General features: G+C 35.4%; 19 protein-coding genes, 3 pseudogenes and 1 riboswitch. Of the genes and pseudogenes, 19 read left to right on the top strand and 3 right to left on the bottom strand.

Annotated elements, in window-relative coordinates:
- Positions 1–30: 30 nt before the first annotated feature.
- From FFM66_RS08325 to FFM66_RS11555, 3 genes and pseudogenes are all read left to right on the top strand, one after another.
- Positions 31–1,050, top strand: a complete 1,020-nt coding sequence (locus FFM66_RS08325; protein WP_137605603.1) for a DUF5067 domain-containing protein — start codon at positions 31–33, stop codon at positions 1,048–1,050.
- 763 nt (positions 1,051–1,813) lie between these two features.
- Positions 1,814–3,007: an ATP-binding protein gene (locus FFM66_RS08320; RefSeq protein ID WP_137605602.1), complete on the top strand. Its 1,194-nt coding sequence runs from the start codon at positions 1,814–1,816 to the stop codon at positions 3,005–3,007.
- Positions 3,008–3,418: 411 nt separating this feature from the next.
- A pseudogene (locus tag FFM66_RS11555) lies at positions 3,419–3,772 on the top strand (ISL3 family transposase); the annotation flags it as partial.
- Between the two features lie 6 nt (positions 3,773–3,778).
- Here the strand turns inward: FFM66_RS11555 and FFM66_RS08315 are convergent.
- Positions 3,779–5,041 carry a chloride channel protein gene (locus tag FFM66_RS08315; protein WP_137605601.1) on the bottom strand — a complete coding sequence of 421 codons (1,263 nt, stop codon included), beginning with the start codon at positions 5,039–5,041 and terminating at the stop codon, positions 3,779–3,781.
- Between the two features lie 54 nt (positions 5,042–5,095).
- A riboswitch (Fluoride riboswitch) is annotated at positions 5,096–5,168 on the bottom strand.
- Positions 5,169–5,307: 139 nt separating this feature from the next.
- Here FFM66_RS08315 and FFM66_RS08310 point away from each other — a divergent pair.
- From FFM66_RS08310 to FFM66_RS08295, 4 genes are all read left to right on the top strand, one after another.
- Positions 5,308–7,059 (top strand): 1-deoxy-D-xylulose-5-phosphate synthase, encoded by a 1,752-nt coding sequence (locus FFM66_RS08310; RefSeq protein WP_137605600.1) that lies wholly within the window; start codon positions 5,308–5,310, stop codon positions 7,057–7,059.
- Between the two features lie 197 nt (positions 7,060–7,256).
- Complete coding sequence (locus FFM66_RS08305; protein WP_137605599.1) at positions 7,257–7,973, top strand: DNA alkylation repair protein; 717 nt, start codon at positions 7,257–7,259, stop codon at positions 7,971–7,973.
- 177 nt (positions 7,974–8,150) lie between these two features.
- Positions 8,151–8,573: a MarR family winged helix-turn-helix transcriptional regulator gene (locus FFM66_RS08300; protein WP_137605598.1), complete on the top strand. Its 423-nt coding sequence runs from the start codon at positions 8,151–8,153 to the stop codon at positions 8,571–8,573.
- Positions 8,573–9,454 (top strand): SDR family oxidoreductase, encoded by an 882-nt coding sequence (locus tag FFM66_RS08295; RefSeq protein ID WP_137605597.1) that lies wholly within the window; start codon positions 8,573–8,575, stop codon positions 9,452–9,454. The genes FFM66_RS08300 and FFM66_RS08295 overlap by 1 nt, the downstream gene beginning before the upstream one ends.
- A gap of 53 nt (positions 9,455–9,507) precedes the next feature.
- On the opposite strand, the gene FFM66_RS08290 is transcribed toward FFM66_RS08295, so the two are convergent.
- Positions 9,508–10,098 carry a GNAT family N-acetyltransferase gene (locus FFM66_RS08290; RefSeq protein ID WP_137605596.1) on the bottom strand — a complete coding sequence of 197 codons (591 nt, stop codon included), beginning with the start codon at positions 10,096–10,098 and terminating at the stop codon, positions 9,508–9,510.
- Between the two features lie 447 nt (positions 10,099–10,545).
- Here FFM66_RS08290 and FFM66_RS08285 point away from each other — a divergent pair, with 447 nt between their 5' ends.
- The 12 genes and pseudogenes from FFM66_RS08285 to FFM66_RS08235 all read left to right on the top strand — a co-directional run bounded on the left by FFM66_RS08285 (position 10,546) and on the right by FFM66_RS08235 (position 19,650).
- Entirely contained in the window at positions 10,546–11,208 is a 663-nt protein-coding gene (locus FFM66_RS08285) for a response regulator transcription factor (protein ID WP_137605595.1), read from the top strand.
- Complete coding sequence (locus FFM66_RS08280; RefSeq protein ID WP_137605594.1) at positions 11,205–12,551, top strand: sensor histidine kinase; 1,347 nt, start codon at positions 11,205–11,207, stop codon at positions 12,549–12,551. The genes FFM66_RS08285 and FFM66_RS08280 overlap by 4 nt, the downstream gene beginning before the upstream one ends.
- 141 nt (positions 12,552–12,692) lie before the next feature.
- Positions 12,693–13,058, top strand: a pseudogene (locus FFM66_RS11480) (VanZ family protein); the annotation flags it as partial.
- Between the two features lie 159 nt (positions 13,059–13,217).
- Positions 13,218–13,796: pseudogene (locus FFM66_RS08275) on the top strand (M15 family metallopeptidase); the annotation flags it as partial.
- Positions 13,797–13,824: 28 nt separating this feature from the next.
- Positions 13,825–14,868: a D-alanine--(R)-lactate ligase gene (gene vanA / locus FFM66_RS08270; RefSeq protein ID WP_137605593.1), complete on the top strand. Its 1,044-nt coding sequence runs from the start codon at positions 13,825–13,827 to the stop codon at positions 14,866–14,868.
- A gap of 148 nt (positions 14,869–15,016) precedes the next feature.
- A complete protein-coding gene (locus FFM66_RS08265) occupies positions 15,017–15,547 on the top strand; it encodes an RNA polymerase sigma factor (RefSeq protein ID WP_237579228.1) in 531 nt (176 codons plus the stop codon).
- 1 nt (position 15,548) lies between these two features.
- On the top strand, positions 15,549–16,637 hold the full coding sequence (locus FFM66_RS08260; RefSeq protein WP_161526851.1) for a DUF4179 domain-containing protein: 1,089 nt from the start codon (positions 15,549–15,551) through the stop codon (positions 16,635–16,637).
- A gap of 373 nt (positions 16,638–17,010) precedes the next feature.
- Positions 17,011–17,352 carry a hypothetical protein gene (locus FFM66_RS08255; RefSeq protein WP_137605590.1) on the top strand — a complete coding sequence of 114 codons (342 nt, stop codon included), beginning with the start codon at positions 17,011–17,013 and terminating at the stop codon, positions 17,350–17,352.
- A gap of 57 nt (positions 17,353–17,409) precedes the next feature.
- A complete protein-coding gene (locus FFM66_RS08250; protein ID WP_048603489.1) occupies positions 17,410–17,859 on the top strand; it encodes a pyridoxamine 5'-phosphate oxidase family protein in 450 nt (149 codons plus the stop codon).
- A 307-nt stretch (positions 17,860–18,166) separates the two neighbouring features.
- Entirely contained in the window at positions 18,167–18,694 is a 528-nt protein-coding gene (locus tag FFM66_RS08245) for a methylated-DNA--[protein]-cysteine S-methyltransferase (protein ID WP_137605589.1), read from the top strand.
- Between the two features lie 12 nt (positions 18,695–18,706).
- Positions 18,707–19,255 carry a bifunctional transcriptional activator/DNA repair enzyme AdaA gene (locus FFM66_RS08240; protein ID WP_137605588.1) on the top strand — a complete coding sequence of 183 codons (549 nt, stop codon included), beginning with the start codon at positions 18,707–18,709 and terminating at the stop codon, positions 19,253–19,255.
- A gap of 161 nt (positions 19,256–19,416) precedes the next feature.
- Positions 19,417–19,650, top strand: coding sequence for a hypothetical protein (locus FFM66_RS08235; RefSeq protein WP_137605587.1), 234 nt, complete (start codon positions 19,417–19,419; stop codon positions 19,648–19,650).
- A 275-nt stretch (positions 19,651–19,925) separates the two neighbouring features.
- Here FFM66_RS08235 and xerS read toward each other — a convergent pair whose 3' ends face one another.
- Complete coding sequence (gene xerS / locus FFM66_RS08230; protein WP_048603493.1) at positions 19,926–21,038, bottom strand: tyrosine recombinase XerS; 1,113 nt, start codon at positions 21,036–21,038, stop codon at positions 19,926–19,928.
- Positions 21,039–21,565: the final 527 nt, after the last annotated feature.

Below are 21,565 nucleotides of genomic sequence, written 5' to 3'. Positions count from 1 at the left end.
ATCTCTTACAAATCAAGAAGGAGGAAGCAAATGGTACCTGTATTTCACAAGAAAATTTCTTATTTTAGCAATGTTCTGCTGATGATTGGCTGTCTTGTGCTTCTTGCAGGCTGCCAAGGAAATGAAACCAGAAGTTATTCAAAAAAAGAATTATACGGTTACTATGAAAAAATCAGTACGATCGTTTATGAACCAGTAGAAAAAGTTTTTGCAGACGGCTCTTCCCCAAAGAATGCGATCACGAAAAATGAAGCTCAGGAAATAGACAATAAATTAAAAATCCTCTCTGCTGATTTGGTTCACAATGCGACTCAAAAAGAATTGACCAAAGAATTATTACGCTTAAATGAACGAGGCATAGAATTCTATCAGGCAATAAAAAATGCCAAAACGACGGATTATGATCAGATGATTCAACTTTTTAGTTTTCTAAAAGCTGCACAAGATATTGGGGATACTTATTATGATGAAGAGGTTCCAGATAGCATCGTTCAGCCTTTAAAACGAATCACTGGAGGAAGTATCTTTAGTTTTACAGATGAGTGGTCAGAGGATGATTATGATTTTGAAGAAGACGATGAGAGTTATGAGGAAGCAGAAACACTTTACAAGAATAAACAAATTTCTATTCAAGACAAAATAATCCACACCCCAGGGTTTGAATTAACTGTTAATGCTGCAAAAGTTGTTTCTGATGAAGAAGGTGATCCTGCTGTCTTTATCGTTTTCAAAATGGAGAATATCAGTGAAGAGGACTATTTTAGCGCAGATTCATTCTATTCACTAGGAACAATCAGTCAAGTGACAGATAAAGAAGAGCTTGCATTGGAGGAAGTTTGGTTAGATGAAAATTATTTGGCGGAGCATCCAGAAGAAGATCAGCTCTTGTATAATTTTTATGATTTTATTTTAGGTCCCGGAGAAACAATGCAATTTGCTGTTTCCTACGGTTTGGAAGATGACCAACAAGAAATTCAATTTGTCATCAATCCAGATCAGGCAGAACAACCAGTGGGCATCATCAAGCTGAGCATTAATCCAACTCTTTGATGATTAGAAAAAGATCAGTCAAGTAAAAAAACGATAGAAGTGATGTCTATTCGTTAAAAAGAACTGCCAATTTGTAGCACGATACTTCTCTTCCCCGAGAAATCAGCGTTTCTTTAGAAAATGCTGATGCGAAGGTCGTGGCTCAGTAAATAAAATCTTTTTCAGATTGATTGAAAAACCTGTTGCAGATGATGAGCCTTCAAGGTTATATAAAACTTGTTGGTGGTGAAGGAAGTGCTATAGAAGACACTAATAACTTCATGCTCTTCAATAAATCCAGTTGATTGAGGGAGAGAAAGCTGAAAATTATTTTGATAAAGCTATGGAGATTCCAAGTTATAGGAATAATGCTAGAAATACCTTTTCAATAGGTCGTAATTTATCTAATAATTTTTTAGTAGATAAATATGCAGACTTTACTCCACTTCCTTTTAGTTCTATGTTCATCGTTATTGGTTATTCCAGGAGTCATAAAATCATAGTTGTATTCTCAAAACTATTTTATTTATTTCGATGGAATACAAGAAACCGGTGGCCCCTCCCTCCAAAAAAATAGACACAATCACGGCAGTCACCTAATGGATAGTCATAATGGGTGACTGTTTTGGTTAAAAGCCGAAAAATATAAACAGGTCTTTAAATATTATGGTATAATGACATATATATAAATCAAAGTTTATATTATCCACGTTAAGAGATAAATATAAAACAAACTTTATATTTTCAAGTGAGGTACTTATTACAAATTGGCGAGGTGAGAAGTATGTTTAATAGACCTTTTTATCTAGATCAAATTCTCAAGTTCAAAGATTCTGATTTTATAAAAATATTGACTGGGGTTCGAAGATCTGGAAAATCTTTTTTGATGAAATTATATAAACAATATCTTGAAGATTTGGGGGTCAAAGATGAAAATATAATCTATATTAATTTTGAGAGCTATGAATCTCTTTCAATAAATAGTGAAAAGAAGTTTAGAGCAGAAATAGATAAACGACTTCCTGACAATCAGGATAAACTATATTTTATGTTTGATGAAATTCAAATGATTGAAGGTTGGCAGAGAGTTGTTAATGGATTAAAAACGAGCTTCGATAGTGACATTACTATTACGGGATCTAATGCTGATATGCTGTCGGGCGAGCTGGCAACATTGTTAAGCGGTAGATACGTTGAGATTTTGGTTTATCCTTTATCATTTAGTGAATTTCTTCAGGTAAAGGAAATTAATTCAGATTCCAGACACGTAGATCAAGCCTATCTTGAATATGAGAAATATGGTGGTTTTCCATCAGTTGTCTTGGCAGATGAAGAAATAAAAGATGTAATCCTACAAGGAATATTCGACACAATAGTTCTCAATGATATCGCATTTAGAGCTGGCGTTAAAGACCCAGCAACGTTAAAAGCACTCATTAGCTTTCTTTCAGATAATGTAGGACAGCTAGTTAATTCTGCTAGACTTGCTAATACATTAACGAGTGAGGGAGTTCCTACAACAATTCCTACAATTAAGAAATACCTTGATCTCTTGGAAACTGGTTATTTATTCTACCGAGGGAAACAGTATGATATTCGTGGTCGTGAATACTTACGAACCAATGGAAAATACTTTATTGTTGATTCTGGATTAAGAAGAAATGCGGTTGGGAGAAAAGATGGGAATTACAGCAACCGTTTAGAGAACATAGTATTTATTGAATTAAAGAGAAGAGGATATCAAGTAGATATTGGCCGATTAGGAACTAAGGAAATTGACTTCATCGCTAGAAAATTAGATGAAATTCTTTATGTTCAAGTTACTTATGATCTTCCTAATAATACTCACGAGACAGATAATCTAAATAATATTATTGATAATTATAGAAAGATTCTAGTCACTGGTAGATACCAAGATATTAATCAAATAGATGGAATTGAAGTTAAATATATTGTGGATTGGTTGCTTGAAAAATAGAAAAATCTAAGTAGACAATTTACACCGTATTCATTGCTAAGTAGAATAGGGAGATAATATTATTTAAAAAGGGAAAGAGAAAAATGAAAAGAACCATGGTTTTAATGTTGGCAAGCTTTTTTGGGGCGGTTGTTCGACAAATACATCAGATAAGAGTAATAGCACTTCTAAACCTAGTTCTTCATCAACCAATACATCTACGACTGAAAAACAAGTTAATAAATTATCCGAAGATGGAAAATATGTCGCATCAGATGACTGATTTTTAGGCTCTATACTTTTTGATGTTGGTGAATCTCACTGGCATCTTTTTTATTTTCAAAAACAATAGAAAAGACAACCTGAAATCCTTTAGAATTAATTTGGCGAACCAACCCAAAAGGAGGAATCAAGATGTCCTACACTTAGCTTATCAAAGAAAGATTGGATATTCTAGATCAATCGGCTACATTTAACGAAATTTGTCTAACAAAGGAAAAATACAAAGGTCAAATCTGAAATATTCATCATGGAAAATTGCTCTATACAGCCAAAGAATCCAATCACAGTAAGAATGACGTTGTTTCAAAATACTGTACCTACCTTGAACTCACGAAACACCGTTTTAAATATAGAAGCTTGTCGGCGGACGTTTGTTGCAGTACCTCTGTAGCGAAAAAACACTGCTTTATCAATGAAAAAGTCCGTTGGTCGCCAATAATTCTAAGATTACTCTTCACCAACATCATTGGACAAAGAACCAATATTTCATCTACAACAGTTTTTTTTGACTTACTTTATATTTTTTATATCCTTTAATTGATAACCTTCGTGGTGTTTTAAAAAGAACAGTTTGGAATGAACAATAGTTTGTGACGTGTAAATTCCTTGATGACCGGAGACGAGATAACTGACGAAAGCCGCGATTACATAGTAGGGAATAGCTTCTGTTCCAAAAAGGTCAATGCCTAACATAATGGTCGTTAATGGCGCATTGGCTGCACAACCAAATACAGCAATCAGGCCTAAAGCAGCTAAGAAGGAGGGGGAAATTCCTGTGAAGCCTCCCAGCGCACTTCCCAGGCTAGAGCCAATATCAAATAATGGGGTCACTTCTCCACCTTGAAAACCCGCCCCTAATGTCAAACCTGTAAAAAATAATTTTAATATCGGATCGAAAAAGGAAGAACCACCTGCAAATGCTTCATCAATAATTCCCAAGCTCAACCCTTCATATTTTTGACCATTAAAAATAAAAATGAATGCAACAAAAATAACCGAAGCAATAAAGGCACGAAGCAGATAATTGTTCATCTTTTCTTGGTAGATTCTTTTTAACGTGTGTACCCACCAAGCAAATAAATAGCCGAAAATACCAAACAAAACAGATGCGAGCACAACAATCAAAAGAATAGATACGCTGAATTGGGGAATATCTTTGATTTGATGTAGTTCATGAGTCGTTCCCATCTGAATAGAAATAAAATTAGCTAAATATGAAGCGAGAAAGCAGGGAATCAAAGAGTTTCGTTCTAGTTTTCCAATAAAGACCATTTCCATTCCAAAAAATGCACCAGCTAAAGGAGTACCAAAGATGGAAGAAAATCCTGCGCTTATGCCAGCATGAATTAATTGTTTTCTTTTCTCTTTCTCTAATTTGAAGAAGGTCCCAGTTTTGTTCGATAAAACGCCACCGATTTGCACCGCAGATCCTTCACGACCAGCAGATCCTCCGAATAAATGGGTCAAGATGGTAAAGATAAAGGTAAATACTGCCATCCGTAATGGAACCAGTCCTTCTTTTTGAGTACTTTCAATAATTAAATTATTGCCTTTTTGTGCGCCTTTTCCATAATTTTGATAGACGTAGGCAGTCAGCACTCCGATAAATGGCAAGAAAAAAAGGAAAAAGTTATTATTTTCTCGCAACGTAGAAACAAAGTGCAAAACGCTTAATAAGTAGTGGGAAATAATTCCCATCATACTAGCAACAAAAATAACCGAGCCATAAAGCGCGCCTTCTTGTTTTAAAAAATATTTTTTTGTCTGTTCCATCGCTTTTTCCCTTTCTAAAAATCATAAAAAAAGCCGAGAAATCTACAAATAAGTTCACTTGTAGAAGTCATCAGCTCTTTTGCGGTTTTGGTTTATACCAAGGGAGACATTCATTCCCTTATTTATAGTCTATTTTTAGCATAGACTATTTGCAAAGTCAAAATATTTTCAATAAATAGATGAAAATATTTTGAAAAATCCTAAAATAAACTTGACTTAAAGTCCAGTTTAAGGTGTACACTAACCCAGAATGAAGGAGGAATACTATGATTTTAGAAACAATCAAAGGTCCAGAGGATGTAAAAAAATTATCCTCTGCACAGTTACAACTATTAGTTGATGAAGCACGACAAGCACTGCTAGAAAAGGTCAGCCATCATGGAGGACATAACGGTCCCAATCTTGGTGTTGTGGAAATGACCGTTGCAATGCACTATGTTTTTCAATCACCAGTAGATAAATTTATTTTTGATGTCTCCCATCAAAGTTATATTCATAAAATGCTGACCGGACGTGTGCAAGCATTTATTGATTCAGTACATTATGACGATGTCTCGGGTTATACAAATCCAAAAGAAAGTGAACATGATCTTTTCACGGTAGGTCACACATCAACGTCTCTTTCTTTAGCCAATGGTGTCGCAAAAGCGCGGGATTTAAAAGAGGAAACTAGTAATGTCGTTGCTGTTATCGGAGACGGATCACTTTCCGGTGGATTAGCTTATGAGGGGCTTAATAACATTATTGAGCAAGGAACAAATACAATCGTGATTGTGAATGATAACGATCAATCCATTGCCGAAAACCATGGGGGTATCTATCAAAACCTGCGCGGATTACGAGAAACAAACGGTGCGGCAGAAAATAATTTCTTTAAAGCGTTGGGCTTTGATTATCGTTATCTTGATAATGGGAATGATTTAAACGCATTGATTGCTCTGTTTGAACAGGTAAAAGATTCTGATCATCCGATTTTGCTGCATATTCATACAATCAAAGGTAAAGGGTTTAGATTTGCTGAAGAAAATCGAGAAAAATTCCATGCTGGCGGTCCATTTAGTTTGGAAACCGGGGAATACACTCGAAGAAACAGCGGGAATTCTTATGGAAGTGTCACGACCGATTTCTTAATGAAAAAAATGGCCAGTGATCCTAAAGTCGTGGCAATCAATGCTGGAACACCCATGGTTGTTTTTAATCAGGAACAGCGAAGAAAAGTCGGCAAACAGTTTGTGGATGTGGGTATTGCAGAACAGCACGCAGCAAGTATGACGGCGGGCTTAGCAAAGAATGGCGTTAAACCCATTTGGGCAGTCACATCAACTTTTATGCAACGAAGCTATGACCAAATTTCTCATGATTTAGCCTTAAACGATTTACCAGGAACAATTTTGGTTTATGGTGCCTCTGTCAATGGAATGAATGATGAGAGTCACTTGGGAATTTTTGATATTTCTTATTTGAGTCATATTCCAAACATCGTCTATCTTGCACCTACTAATATGGAAGAATACCTTGCCATGCTTGACTGGTCTATTGACCAAACGAATCATCCGGTTGCTATTCGTGTACCTGTTGGTCCGCTAAAAGAAACAGGTATTCCAGATACGACCGATTATTCTCAACTTTTCAAGAATCAAGTGATCCAAGAAGGAAAACAAGTGGCTCTTCTCGGACTTGGTAATTTTTATCAGTTGGCTGAAGAAGTAGCAGTAGGGTTGGAAGAAAAGCATGGAATCAAAGCAACCTTGATCAATCCAAGATTTATTTCGGGGTTAGATACGGAATTACTTAATCATTTGAGTGCTGACCATCAACTCGTTGTGACAATGGAAGATGGGATCATCGATGGCGGGTACGGACAAACGGTTGCCGACTATTTTGGAAACACCAAGATTAAAGTCCAAACCTATGGGCTAGAAAAAGCCTTTCATGATCGTTACAACGCAGCAGAATTACTTACTGAAAATGGCGTGACAGTGGAGAATATTCTTCAAAAGATTGTTGAAGCGTTATAAGTGGAAATTTCACACAAATACTAAAACGGGCAGAAAGAAGGTTTTCCTTTTTCTGCTCTTTTTAGTTAAGGAACAATTTGAAAATGGAAAGGATTTTTGAATACTTTCTCTATAATATTGAGGAAGCTATAGGATGTGAAATAAATTAGTCGAATCACAAAAATTACGCTATAATTTAAAAAAAAAGGAGATTTCTTATGTCTAAGAACCTAACTGCTACGCAATTTTTAGATGAATTAGAGGACCTTCAATCTGAGGACGAGCTGGATAAATATCAGCACTTTTTTACATTTGAAAAAGAAAAACAGTCGGTGCAAGATTATTTTATCGGTGTACGGATGGGGAATGTCTTCAAATTAGCCAAGAAGTTCATTCAGCTTCCACTTTCAGAAATTGAAAAGGTCTTAGAAAGCCCAATCCATGAAGCACGTGTTGGAGCTGTGAGTGTTATGGATTGGCAGGCACGAAGCAAGAAAATTACAGAAGATCAGCGTAAGCAATTATTTGAGCTTTATTTGCGCCGTCATGATCGCATTAATAATTGGGATATCGTTGATCGTAGTGCACCATGGGTGGTGGGAAGATACTTAATCGATAAACCTCGGGATGTTCTTCATGATTTAGCAAAATCACAAAATATTTGGGAACGACGAACTGCTATTGTCACCACAGGCTTTTTTATTAAGCAAGGAGAAATAAAAGATACGTTTGAAATTGCGAAGCTACTGATAAAAGATCAGGAAGATCTGATTCATAAAGCTTCTGGCTGGATGTTACGGGCAGCAGGTGATGTAGATGAGACACAGTTACTCGCATTTCTTGAAAAATATGCGCATGATATGCCACGCGTTCAATTGAGATATGCAATGGAGCATTTGAACAAAGAGCAGAAGGAACACTTTCGCACTTTATAAAAAATAATTTTTGAAGCAAGCTTATTAAAAGAGACAAGAAAGCAGAGAGGCAAATTCCAAAATTGGAAAAGTTTCTCTGTTTTTTTGGAGATAAGAATGAATTTCGTTTTTTGCCTGGATAAAAGCTTTACTTTTCAGAATATAGTTAGTAAACTAACCATATTAGGAGATGATTGAATGGGTAACACGGGCTATTTATTAATGAGCGTGTCTAAAAAATTGAGATATAAACTAAATTATGCGCTACATCCTTTAGATATTACGGTGCAGCAGTGGGCAGTGATCCAGCAGTTGAGTCATTATGACCATGCTAAGTTAATGACCGCTAATGAATTGGCAAAAATTCTTGATATGGATAAACCGACTATCTCGGCAATTATTAAACGGTTAGAAAATAAAAAACTCATATACAAACGAAAAAATAAAGCGGATAGTCGGGCTTTTGATTTATTTTTAAGTCAAGAGGGTATGGATATTTGCACAAAAGCTGTGAAAATCAGCAATCAAATTTTAGAGGAATTTACCGCCAAGCTTTCTCAAAATGAGAGTGAACGATTAAATCAAATTTTACAAAAATTAGATAGTGGGGAAGTAGTCTAATGGAAAAAATATTAGTTATCGGTGGAACAGGAAATATTGGATTTCCGCTAATAAAAGAGTTATCAAAAAATAAAAATGTTCAAGTTATTGCTGGCATTTTTCATCCTGAGAGTGCAACCACTCGCTTTGCGAACTTTGCCAATGTAGAACTGATTAAATTTGATTTTCTGAACCCAGCGACTTTTTCAAAAGCATTAGAAAATGTTGATCGAGTATTTTTTATTCGTCCTCCACAACTAGCAGATCCAAAAAAAGATATGTTTCCTTTTTTAGAGGAAGTCAAAGCAAGAAAGATAAAACAAGTCGTGTTTGTCTCCTTGATTGGCGTTGAAAAGAATCCAGTTACCCCGCATCATAAAATTGAAAAGAAAATTCTTGAATTAGGTATTCCTCATACGTTTATCCGACCAAGCTTCTTTATGCAAAATCTAAACACCACACATGTAGCAGATATTCGTGATCATCATGAATTGTACATTCCAGCCGGTAACTCAAGAACCAGTTTCATTGATACAAGAGATATTGCCGCAGTCAGTGCAAAATGCCTGTTATCGAACGATTACATAAACAAAGAACTGGAAATAACTGGAGAAAAAGCATGGACGTATAATGAAATTGCAGCGATTATGACCAATATTTTAGGGAAAACAATTAGTTACAGCAAACCAAGCTTATTGGGCTTTCGTAGGACCATGCTGCAAAGAGGAATAAAAAAAGACTACGTGAATGTGATGGTGATGCTTTACCTCATCACCCAACTTGGGAATGCAAAGAAGGTAACAGCGACAGTTGAACAAGTTTTAGGGCGAAAAGCGACTTCTTTCGAGGAATATGTGAGAGATTATCAACAAGATTTTTTGCAGAAAGAAAATAATTTTTGATTATCGTTACAAAAAAAGTTGCCAAATAAGCAACTTTGCAGTTAGAGTACCTATCATGATTTTGTATATTCCATGTACAGATAAAAATTAAAACCACTACGCTTAGCGTGACGTTCCGCAACGGATTTAAAGACGTGATAACCAAGTTTTTCGTAAAGCTTGAGTGCTTTGGTATTTGTGTCGGCTACTTCTAAAACATACGTAGTATAGGGAGTAGTCTCATGAATATAGCGGATAATTTGTGTTGCTACGCCTCTGCCTCGATGTTGACTATCTGTAGCAACAAACTCCACCGCACCCATATCTGGCAAAATTTCAAAAGGGTACGGTTTTTCCTCAAATTCGCGTCTCAAAACACGATAGGCGATCGTTCCTTTGATGAATCCAAGGTGTTTTCTAAATTCTTGCTGTTTTAATTGAACCGATGGATTTGTGCCATCACTACAGGCTGCAAAACCCAAAACGATATCATTTTCTACCGCGGCATAAAAAACTTCTGGATTAAAAATATGTGTAAAGGTTTGGGCTAATTTTTCTTTATCTTTGGAGAAAAATTTTAACCATTCATAGAAACCTTCAACAAATATCTTGCTGATTGCGGGACGAAGGTCATGGGAAGCGGTGCTGACTTTGATGATTTTCATAACGGTGAGCTCCTTTTTAGTAAGAATAGGGACTTTAAGAAAATAGCTTATTTGGAAAATGGTTAGTCAGTTGACGCAAGAGAAGATAATTAGTTATTTTTTAAGAAATAATAATCATAGGATATCTTAAATTGCTGAATAGATTACGTACAATTCATAGTATCATTTTTAAATAGGAACACTCAACTATTTATTTTATATGGGTTATTTTTGAGTCATAAATTAGTAGTAAATAAAGAAATCGTTTAATGCAAACTACAGGAAAGAAAATAGTAACTTTCATTAAGACTATACTCGATATTCTAGCATTTTTGCGGTATAACTTGATGTATGAAGACCTAAAAATTTTTTTCTCGTGTAACGCATTTATTTTCGAAAAAGTAAATAATTTTAAATACAGAAAAAACACAGATTGTCCTAGTAAAATTTCTAATGGGAGGGGAAAATATGGTTGTACGGATTTTGCTTGTCGAAGATGATGAGAATATTTGCAATACAGTAAAAACTTTTTTGACTGAAGCTGGGTATGAGGTGGATGCCTGTTCAGATGGAAATGATGCGTATGAAAAAATGTATGAAACCATCTATCAGTTGGTGATTCTGGATATCATGCTGCCGGGAATGAATGGACATGAGCTTTTACGGGAATTACGGAAGCTTAACGATACCCCTGTTTTAATGATGACAGCTCTATCTGATGATGAAAATGAGCTAAAAGCCTTTGATGAAGAGGCCGATGATTATGTAACGAAACCATTTAAAATTCAATTATTACTAAAACGGGTAGAAGCTCTGCTTCGCCGAACAGGTGCTTTATCAAAGGAGCTTCATCGGGGGAAACTGACACTTTTTCCAGAAAGTTTCAACGGAACTTATGACGGAGAAGAGTTAGGACTTACATTAAAAGAATTTGAGATTTTAATGCTGATGATTCAAAGCAAAGGGAAGACGCTCACCCACGAATTTATTTTGTCTCGTGTTTGGGGCTATGAATTTGAGGGAGACGAAAGTACAATTCATACCCACATCAAAAATTTAAGAAATAAACTGCCGGAAAATATTATTAAAACAGTACGCGGCGTGGGTTATTATTTAGAGGAGAAACCATGAGGAAAAATGGGATTTTTCTAAAAATATTCAGCTATACGATTCTTGCCATGCTGTTTTTAGTTCTTGTCACGGCGGGATTATTTTATAATCAGTTTTTCACCTTGTATCGGTCGGTGGAAAAAGAGCAAATTTTTACTTCTTATCAGCCATTAGTAAATCGAGTAAAAAACAGTGATTATGACAACATCCCGGAGGTAGCTGAAAAATTTTATAACGAGAATCAATCTTTTGAATTTGCGATTGCTAGTGGTAGAAATCAGGAAATTTACGCCACTCCTGAAGCAGATATTACAGCTGATGCACAAAAGGACTTTTATTATGTCGTTTATAAAGATGATTCCTTGGGGTATTCCATTATTGCCCAAACTCGTCCAGTTCTGACGGAATTTCATCGGGAAATGCTCTTGCGGGGATTACTTATTTTTATCTTTATTGTGATTTTGTGCTTAGTGATTGCGTATGTTTTTACAAAGCAAATTGCTGATCCCATAAAAAGGCTGGCAGAAGATACAAAGAAAATGTCTAAGCTTGAAGATATGACCCAAAGTTTGCCGAATCGTAAAGATGAATTGGGGGATTTATCCCGAGATATTCATTCAATGTATCATAAACTAAAAGAGACAATTGCCCACCAACAAAATGAGATTATCCGCGAGCGGGAGATGGAAGAAGCTCAAAGAGATTTCTTTTCAGCGGCTTCTCATGAATTGAAAACACCGATTGCTGCCACGAGTATTTTATTAGAGGGGATGCTGGCAAACATCGGAGAATATAAAAATCATCCTAAATATTTGCGGGAATGTTTGAAATTAATGGATAGGCAAAGTGAGCTGGTTTCTGAGATATTGGAATTAGTTAAACTGAACGATGGAAAAATAATTGCATCACCTGAAAAAGTAGATTTACTTTCGTCTGTCAATGAAGCTCTACTGCCATACCAGTCGTTGCTTGAAGAATCAAGACAGGTTATCAAGATAACTATTCCAGCAGAAACATTTATTCTTGCTGATGTGAACATGTTAAGAAAAGTCTTGTCCAATGTCCTAGCCAATGCGCTACAAAATTCTCCGAATGAAGCGACAATTTGTATTTGGAGTGAAGAGTATTCTGACAGTTATCGACTAAACGTCTTGAATGCACAGGCGCAAATCGATAATAAAATTTTGACAAAGATTTTTGACCCATTTTATCGAGGTGACAAAGCACGAACGGGAAAAGAACATCGCAGTGGACTAGGTCTGACCATCGTGCAAAGACTACTGAATGAAATGAATACCGAATTTAAATTAGAAAACACGGAAGAAGGCGTATTGTTTCAGGCTACTTTTCCCAAAAGTATCTAAATAAATGTAGAAACGACCATGAAATTGGTCGTTTTTTTTGTCTCTACAGAAAAACTACAGGAAATATCCAGTTTAGATACAGATAGCTTTGCCATAATAATGACCGTAGAACAAAGTTATTACTTTTAGAGGAGAAATCATATGAAAAAAGCAACTATTGAAAAAATAATCATTACCATATTACTGGTCGTTTATCTACTGATTGTTCTCAAACTATCTCTTTTTCAAGTTGAAAATTTAGGTGGACGAAGCATCAATATCATTCCATTTAGGGGCGGAGCTTCTCTAGCTGGAGCCAGTAGGTTGTTAGGAAAAGCTCTTTTATTTGTCCCATTTGGATATATGGTTACGGTCCTATCATCAAAACATCGCCATTTGCTACGCATTTTGGCAGGATCATTTTTTCTGAGTCTGACGCTTGAACTAGCGCAATATATCTTGGCTCAAGATATTTCTGATGTCGATGATTTACTTTTAAATACGGTTGGTGGTCTAGGTGGATTTTTTATCTATACTTTTGGAAGTCGATTTTTCAAAACGAAAAAAGGGTGGCGAACCACCGGCAGCTTCCTTTTGGTACTTGTAGCAGGGCTGGTTTATTTCATTGGTATACCAGAGAATAAACATGACTTTTTTGAGGAATCCGTGCTTGGTTTTGCTACGACAGATGCGCAGTCTACAATAAAAACGACTACTGATTCATCTGACTGGGCTCTTATTCTTGTTAATAAATGGCACACAATACCTAACAACTATTCGGTAGAATTAAAAGAACTATCGAATGGGCAATTAATTGATCAGCGAATTTATCCTTTTCTGCAAAAAATGTTTGATGCAGCAAGAGCAGAGAACGTTTATCCGGTAGTTGTGTCTGGATATCGAAGTACAAAAGAGCAACAGAAATTGCTGGATGAAAAAATTGCTGAGTATCAGTCTGAGGGGTACGGTAAAAATCAAGCAGAAGAAAAAGCGGAACAATGGGTTGCACTTCCTGGAACGAGTGAGCACCAACTAGGAATTGCCGTAGATATCAATGAAGATCAGCTGCGTTCTTCCTCTGAGGAGGTGTATGGCTGGTTAAAAATAAACGCCCATAAATTTGGGTTCATCAATCGTTATCCCGCAAATAAAACAACCATAACTGGAGTAATCAATGAGCCGTGGCATTATCGATATGTGGGGGTTGCTGCTGCTACAAAAATTTACGATCAAGCAATCTGTTTAGAAGAATATTTAGCGCAATAATAAACTAATTTTAGAAGGGGAAATCAGTATGAGTAAGTTAAACATCGTCATTTTATTTGGAGGAGCTTCAGAGGAACATGAAGTTTCTGTAAAATCCGCAAGAGAAATTGCCGAGCATATCAATACAGAAAAATTTCAACCAATTTATATTGGAATCACCAAAGAAGGTGCCTGGCGATTATGCGGTAGGCCAAAAATTGGCTGGGAGCAGGAGAGTTGTCAGCCAGCAATCCTTTCACCGGACAAAGCGATTCACGGATTGATTGTCTTAAAAGAAAAAGAATATCAGCTTATTCCTATTGATGTAGCTTTTTCAGCGCTTCACGGAAAAACCGGAGAGGATGGAGCAATCCAAGGATTATTTGAATTATCCGGTATTCCTTATGTAGGGTGCGGAATTGAAAGCTCCGTTATCTGTATGGATAAAGCATTGACTTACACCGTTGCCAGAAACGCCGGATTTTTAACTCCGAATTTTTCAGTCATTAATGAAGAGACAAACATTGCAGAAAAGAACTTTTCCTATCCTGTTTTTGTCAAACCTGCACGATCAGGCTCCTCCTTTGGCGTGACAAAAGTGAAAAAACAAGCAGAGTTATGGGCTGCGATTGAAGCGGCTAGGAAATATGACACCAAAATCCTGATTGAAGAAGCGGTTATCGGAGCGGAAGTTGGTTGTGCTGTCTTAGGAAACCGCGACAATCTTGTCGTTGGTGAAGTTGATCAAATTACCTTATCCCACGGTATTTTTCGTATTCATCAAGAAGAAACACCGGAAAATGGTTCAGAAAATTCTTTTTTTACCGTCCCAGCTGATATACCGGCTGAAAAAAGAAAAGAAATTCAACATACTGCTAAAGAAATTTTTCGAAGTTTAGGTTGTGAAGGACTTGCCCGTATCGATTTATTTTTGCGTGAAGACGGGCAGTTGGTAATCAATGAAATCAATACTTTACCAGGGTTCACCTCTTACAGTCGATACCCCAGAATGATGGCCGCAGCAGGTAACTCTCTTTCTCAACTGATTGAGTCCTGTATTGAGCTGGCCTTGGGGAATAGACTGAAAGTATAAATAGTTTTTTACCTATCTATGAAGAATTATGATTAATGAGGATCATAATTCTTTTTTTTGCTTTCAATGCAACCTTTTTTGTTCTTTAATTGTCTAATAGATGTAAGGAAAAAAATCATACATAGTAAAGCTGGGAGGATAGATACTTTTGACTGATGAATTGTTAGTAAAGAGAGCAAAACAGGGAGATGGTGAAGCTTTTGTCTTACTTGTTAGAAAGCAGGAAAACCGCCTTTTCAACATTGCCTACAAAATTCTTGGTAATGACCAAGATTGTGCCGACGTATTGCAGGAAACAATGTTAAAAGCATATCTACAGATCAATACGCTTAAAAATGAAGCTTATTTTCAAACTTGGCTTTGTCGTATTTTGATTAACGAATGTAAGAATCTCCTTGAAAAAAATAAACGATTTTCCACCATTGACATAGAAAAAATCAACCAAGATAAATATTATTCTCAAAATAAAATCGATGAATCAGAATTTTTGATGGAATTTATCACCAAAACATTGAATCCGATTTATAGTATTCCACTCATTTTATATTATCAAAGCGGGTTTAGCATTAAAGAAATAGGTTTGATTTTGAATGAACCGATTGGCACGATAAAGTCGAAGCTAGCTAGAGGAAAAATACTGCTTAAAAGAACATTGAAAGACTTGAAGGAGGATGAATAATTTGGATAATTTTGATGAGAAAATTAGACAAGCCATGAATACATCTAAAGAAATGCCAAGGGTTGTCCGGCAATCACTTGATGAAGTTTATTCTGAAATCGAAAATGGAATACAGAAAAAATCAACCAAAAAAACTAAAAGTAAGCACATAAACTACTTTTTCTTGTTCTCTGCAGCAATTTGTATTTTTTCCGTAATAGTATTTTCTGCTCCCATTGGTAATGCTTTGAGAAATTTTTTAAATTTTGACCAATTTACCTCTGAAAAACTTGTTCAGTCAAATTTTGTCCAATCACAAGATTATTTTGTTGAGGATCAGGGAATTATCATGCGATTAAACGAGATATATTTCGATCAAAACGAAATCGGATTGTCCTTATCTGCCGAACTTTCAGAAAAATCAAAGCTACTGAAGGATAAATATAATCAATATGTGATTAACTTTGCGATTCTTGACAAGCAAGATCATGTTTTATTCGATTTCAACAGCGGTCTAACCGAAAAGGACTATTTGCCCAAGATCAAAGGAAACTATACAGAGAATAGTAGGATAGATAAGAATAATCATACTATTGATTTTACTGTGACACAAACGCTGGAAAATACTGACTTAAGAAAAGAACTGCAGCAAGCAAAAGTAATCGTTACAAAAATATCAACGAGTGTGGGGGGAAGTACTAAAAATTCTGACTCTGATTTTCATACTGAAAAGGTCAGAGAGGATTTTGTTCAAGAGACCGGACGTTGGGAATTGCCTATTCAAAACGTGACGAAACAAGCCATGCCTTCTTTAAGGATGGAAGCTGAGAACACGGACCTTCAGTCGGATATATTTGCAAAAGTAACCCCTACAACACTTGTCCTTAATTTGAAAATTGGTGATGATGCTAAAATCACTGAAAAAGCTGCAGAAATTATTTTAAGTAATGACAGCAATGGAAAAAATTCATACAAGCAAAAAAATGGAAAACGGGTTATTTTAAACGGACAAGAATATTATCAGGCAACTTACAGTTACCCTGAATATGATGTCTATCATTCAGTATTTGTCCATATTGGTGATACAACTATTGAATTGGCCTTAAAATAAACTTCCCAACTAAATGAATTATCAATTACACCCGAATCTCTTGATAAATGAATGATTATCAGGAATATCCTACAGAATGAATAAGTAAATGTAACGACTATTGATACGCAAAAATAAATTTTTTCTAACAACTCTATTTTTCGCCAAATTTCATGATATTTTTTATAACTTGTCATAAATTGTTCACTTGAGGTTAAAGATTGACACGTTTTTGTTTTTAAATTCTTATATAATAAAACAAATGAGGCGCAATTCTACAGAACATTTTCTAATGACAAGAACGCATTACAAGTACAAATTTTAGAAAACTCTATAGGTAAAAAGTGCTCAGAATTTCTCAAGAAAAATTTAGTAAGAATAGAGTGGAAGTAATATGATTATTTGGCGAGAAAAAGGTGGATTAGTGCTGTTAGCACTTATTATCGGGAGCGTTCTAGGTTACTGGTTTATTAATCGTCTGCCATTAGGTGATTCAAATCCTATAATTTTCTTTATAGAAGGTTTGTTTACTACGCTATTAACTGCGGGAATAAATTATTTTCTGACGAAACGCTATATTTCAGATGAAGTCCAAACCCATGTGAATGAGCAGACAGGCGAACGGGTTCAAGTAAAAGATCGATCCTCACTGTTTTTCATACCAAATAATTATTGGACATGGATTTTCTTGATTTTTGGACTTGTTTTGAATGTAGCAGTTACCTTACGCATGTAGTTGTTAGATAACCAAGTGTGGTTTCCGTGAAAAAATGAACAGAAAGAAGTGACACAAATGGATCACAACAAAATGACCATCGCAGACTATTTGCAATTTTTAAAAGATGAAATTCAGTATACCGTCTTTTCAACAGTAGATAAAAATGGCATGCCTGAATCTCGTATTATTGATGTGATGCTCATAAAGGGAAATAAGTTATTCTTTTTAACCGCAAATACTAAACCATTTTATACTCAACTATTAACTCACCCATACGTTGCGATTACGGGAATAAAGGGAGAAGATACCATGTCTTCAATCTCAATCACAGTCAAAGGAAAAGTGGAAGAAATTGGGACAAAATATTTAGATGAAATTTTTGAAAAAAATGCATATCTAAATCAGATTTATCCAACACCAACGAGTAAAGAAGTGCTACGGGTCTTTGAACTAGCAAAGGGCTCTTTGGGCGTATACGATTTGCGTACGAAACCACTCTACCAAAATTTATTAGAGATTAAATAGGCATACCCGCATTTATTAGGGATAAGATCATCCAGTCGAAACCATCAAACGTTTGAGCTAGTTTCAAAAGTTGACTAGCCTCTAAAAATTTAGCCTTATAAAAACAATATATAATAGCAGGGACTGATTGCCAAAAAATTGGGTAATTTTCTCTGCTTTTTTATTTATAAAGGAAATCCAAACAATGAATTAAAAAGCCACATAGTGATATTTTTTGCACCTAATTTTTGTTACTATTAGATTACGTAGGAACCTAATTAGAATTATTTGGTGTCGTTTAGCAGCTTTAAACAGGAGGATCAGAAATATGCTATATAAAAGTGACTATTTATCACCGCTAGGTAAGCTAGATATTTTGTGTGATGAAAAAACAGTTAAAGATATTTGGTTTGAAAATCAATCGTATCATGGTTCACAATATGATTTATCAGTCATAAACAGCGGAAGCAATCAGGTCACCAAATGGGTAAAAAAGTGGTTAGAACAGTATTTTGCAGGGAAAAATCCAGAAGTAGACCAATCATTCCTTGCACCCGAAGTAACAGAATTTCGAAAAAAAGTATTGGAAATTTTAGAAGGCGTACCTTATGGTCAAACAATTACTTATAAAGAAATTGCTGATAAGATATTTAACCGAGAAAATGGCAAAAAAAGTTCTGCCCGCGCTGTTGGGGGAGCTGTTGGACACAATCCAATAACTATCTTAATTCCCTGTCATAGAGTGGTGGGAACGGATGGCTCTTTGACGGGCTATGCCGGTGGAATGAATCGCAAAATTGCATTGTTGGCTTTAGAAGGAGTAGAAAGAAAAAAATTGGAAAATATACGCATTTAAAGGAGGCATAAAATGGTCACTAACAAAGAATGGCAAGCAATTGTGGAAAATGATGAAACCTATGATGACCTGTTTCGTTACGCAGTAAAAACAACCAAGATTTTTTGCCGACCATCTTGTCATTCACGTATCCCGAATAAAGAAAATATAGAAATATATTACGATTTGAGTGAACCAGAAAAACAAGGCTATCGCCCCTGTAAAAGATGCCGACCAACAGATGAAGTAATCGATGATGTGCTGTGGGCAAAGGAGATAGAAACAATTTTACAGAAAAATTATCAATTGAATCTGACATTAGAGGAGTTATCTTATTTGGCTCGCGGATCAGAATCTCATTTGCGGCATGTTTTTAAGAAAGTAACCAACCAAACGCCGCAGCAAAGATTAATGGCTATTCGGATGGACCATGCAAAAAGAGAATTACTGAATTCAACTAAGACAATAAAAGAAATTGCTGCTGACATAGGATTACCTAATGTTTCTTATTTCATTCGAAAATTTGGCGAATATTATGGTCAATCTCCGAAACAATTTAGGTTACACAATGAGCAGAGTTAATATTCGTTTCTTATTTCAAATCCTTTTGAAGGACATGGGGCATGATGGTGATATAGTCGGCAGACGTATTGTCAGTCCTATTTATTTCACTAATCTGAGTTGGTCGCGAATACATAAGCAAAATGTCTATTGATGTTATAGTATCTTTAGGAGAATAATAAATGAAAAAAAGAGTAGTTATATTGTCGTTGTTAGCAATACTGACCATCTTCGCCGTTCTTTTCTTTACTAGAGTAAATAATGCCAATCAAACAGCACTAGATGGTACCATTCTCAACATAGAAAAAACGGATGACAGGTGTTCACTTATCCTGCTAGCAACAACTAATCCTGAAATAGAAAGAGTAGAATTAGCAGTTACTACTAAAAATTATCTGGAATTTGCTAAAGACTAAAAATCAATACATCCGTGGTCATTACCTTTGAAGGTGAATCAGCTGTTAATACTGTATCACCAGTTACTATTAACGCAACTATTCTTTCAGTCGCTTCAAAAAACTGAGGAAGTTGAATTTTAACCTGGTTGACAAGCAACTGGGCAATACACGATAATTGAATGTTTTCTATGGAAGTATCATGTTATTTCAACAAAAAAGCAGAGAAATAAACGCCAAAATGAAAATGGCGGATTTTCTCTGCTTTTTTGTTGTTGAAATATAAAGTTCATTTTTCACAAGTTATTCAGTGCATCCTTGGTATCATCGTTGGCAATACTTGTATAAAGAGTAGTGGTAGAGGTATCCTTATGGCCCAGTTGTTTTGCTGTGAGCATAAGATCCAACGTATTGAGATACAGGCGAGTTGCCATGGTATGCCGCATTTTGTGAGGAGAAATGCGAATTTTGAACATCTCAGAATATTTACCAACCATTTTTTCGATGGCAGAACCAGTCATTCTTTTGGCTTGTTTACTGCTTCTAGAAAGAAAAAATGCAGGTTCATCCTCATCTGGTTTATAACGACTTGCTCTAATTTCGATATATGCTGCGAGATATTCCATTGCTTTTGCACCAATATAAACGGCATCATCTTTAGCACCTTTACGGACAACTCGAACCCGATTTTTTTCAAAGGATAAGTCTTCTAAATCAATATTGACGACTTCTGAAAGTCGCAAACCGGAGTAGAGAATCAATGCATTGATGGCGAGGTCTCGTTCTTTGTCACGATCATAAAATTTTTTTGCCTGAGCAGAAATTTTTGTCGGATAAATTGTTTCAATAAAGTCCAGATATTCCTGCGTTTGCTCTCCTAAAAAAAGATAGTCAGAAATTTTATCTGCCCGAGCTTGTAGCGTCATTTTGACGGCAACACTTTTTACTTCATTCATCGGATTATGCTCGAGATAGGGTTTATGCCATTTATTCGCAGAACTTTCAGTCAAAAATTTAAAGAGAACCTTTAAGGCAGTGATTGCTCGTTGCACGGTCACCGTTGATAACTTAGCTTTTCTAGCTTTTTTCTTTGGTGAACTAGTCGCAACTTTTGCTTGAGCAGCGGGGGAGCGATGTGGTTTTCTCGTTTGTAAAAATGCTTTATAATCATTTAATTCCAGAACAGTCAACTTTTGCATCGATGCAATCGAGATATCAGCCGGCTTTGTTTCAGCAACCAAATGATGTTGTGTCAGATATTCAAAGAAGGGACGATAATTTTTTAGATACTCGTAAATTGTAAGAGGAGAGTACTGTCCGACTGTTTTTATCTTTACAAATTCAGAAACAAACTCGGGCATGTTTTTTAATTCATCTTGAATACATTCATAAATACGTTCTTCATCCATTCTTTTTCATTCCTTTCAATTATAGGGTAGGGAAGAGCCTATAATAATTATAATTGGTATATACCAAAAAGTCAACAAAAAAACTCATAATCTTTGATAACGCAATGATATTTTCCGATAAATAAGCAAGTACGCAAAAATAGGTCTATATGAAATTGTAAAAATATTCTAGTAAATCAAAGTCTATCTAATTTTCGGAAAAGAACCGTTTTTTAAGAAAGATTGTTATTTTATAAATAAAAAAGAGAACAAGTAAGTAAATGAATAAATCTTTGGTTTTTACTTTGCTAGGAAAAAGTTTTCCCAATAATTGTCTTAAAGAAAATCGTCAGTATTCACGAACTAGAATATTATTTTAGAATTTTCAATTCCTTATATGACTTAAAAAATTCAAACCAATTGCTAAAGGTTCATATGAAAAAAACAACCGCTATACATTAAAAATCTAATTCCTAGTTTACATAATTTTTATACAGTTGATTCGTTTCTTTTATTGCCTAAACAAAACAATTTTTATCGCTGAAAGC

It is taken from the genome of Enterococcus songbeiensis (assembly GCF_005405265.1).
GTDB lineage: Bacteria > Bacillota > Bacilli > Lactobacillales > Enterococcaceae > Enterococcus_C > Enterococcus_C songbeiensis.
This window is presented reverse-complemented; position numbering and strand designations above follow the sequence as displayed.

Coding starts and splice junctions, on each gene's coding strand:
- FFM66_RS08325 (WP_137605603.1), top strand. CDS start 31: ATGGTACCTGTATTTCACAAGAAAATTTCTTATTTTAGCAATGTTCTG.
- FFM66_RS08320 (WP_137605602.1), top strand. CDS start 1,814: ATGTTTAATAGACCTTTTTATCTAGATCAAATTCTCAAGTTCAAAGAT.
- FFM66_RS08315 (WP_137605601.1), bottom strand. CDS start 5,041: ATGGAACAGACAAAAAAATATTTTTTAAAACAAGAAGGCGCGCTTTAT.
- FFM66_RS08310 (WP_137605600.1), top strand. CDS start 5,308: ATGATTTTAGAAACAATCAAAGGTCCAGAGGATGTAAAAAAATTATCC.
- FFM66_RS08305 (WP_137605599.1), top strand. CDS start 7,257: ATGTCTAAGAACCTAACTGCTACGCAATTTTTAGATGAATTAGAGGAC.
- FFM66_RS08300 (WP_137605598.1), top strand. CDS start 8,151: ATGGGTAACACGGGCTATTTATTAATGAGCGTGTCTAAAAAATTGAGA.
- FFM66_RS08295 (WP_137605597.1), top strand. CDS start 8,573: ATGGAAAAAATATTAGTTATCGGTGGAACAGGAAATATTGGATTTCCG.
- FFM66_RS08290 (WP_137605596.1), bottom strand. CDS start 10,098: ATGAAAATCATCAAAGTCAGCACCGCTTCCCATGACCTTCGTCCCGCA.
- FFM66_RS08285 (WP_137605595.1), top strand. CDS start 10,546: ATGGTTGTACGGATTTTGCTTGTCGAAGATGATGAGAATATTTGCAAT.
- FFM66_RS08280 (WP_137605594.1), top strand. CDS start 11,205: ATGAGGAAAAATGGGATTTTTCTAAAAATATTCAGCTATACGATTCTT.
- vanA (WP_137605593.1), top strand. CDS start 13,825: ATGAGTAAGTTAAACATCGTCATTTTATTTGGAGGAGCTTCAGAGGAA.
- FFM66_RS08255 (WP_137605590.1), top strand. CDS start 17,011: ATGATTATTTGGCGAGAAAAAGGTGGATTAGTGCTGTTAGCACTTATT.
- FFM66_RS08250 (WP_048603489.1), top strand. CDS start 17,410: ATGGATCACAACAAAATGACCATCGCAGACTATTTGCAATTTTTAAAA.
- FFM66_RS08245 (WP_137605589.1), top strand. CDS start 18,167: ATGCTATATAAAAGTGACTATTTATCACCGCTAGGTAAGCTAGATATT.
- FFM66_RS08240 (WP_137605588.1), top strand. CDS start 18,707: ATGGTCACTAACAAAGAATGGCAAGCAATTGTGGAAAATGATGAAACC.
- FFM66_RS08235 (WP_137605587.1), top strand. CDS start 19,417: ATGAAAAAAAGAGTAGTTATATTGTCGTTGTTAGCAATACTGACCATC.
- xerS (WP_048603493.1), bottom strand. CDS start 21,038: ATGGATGAAGAACGTATTTATGAATGTATTCAAGATGAATTAAAAAAC.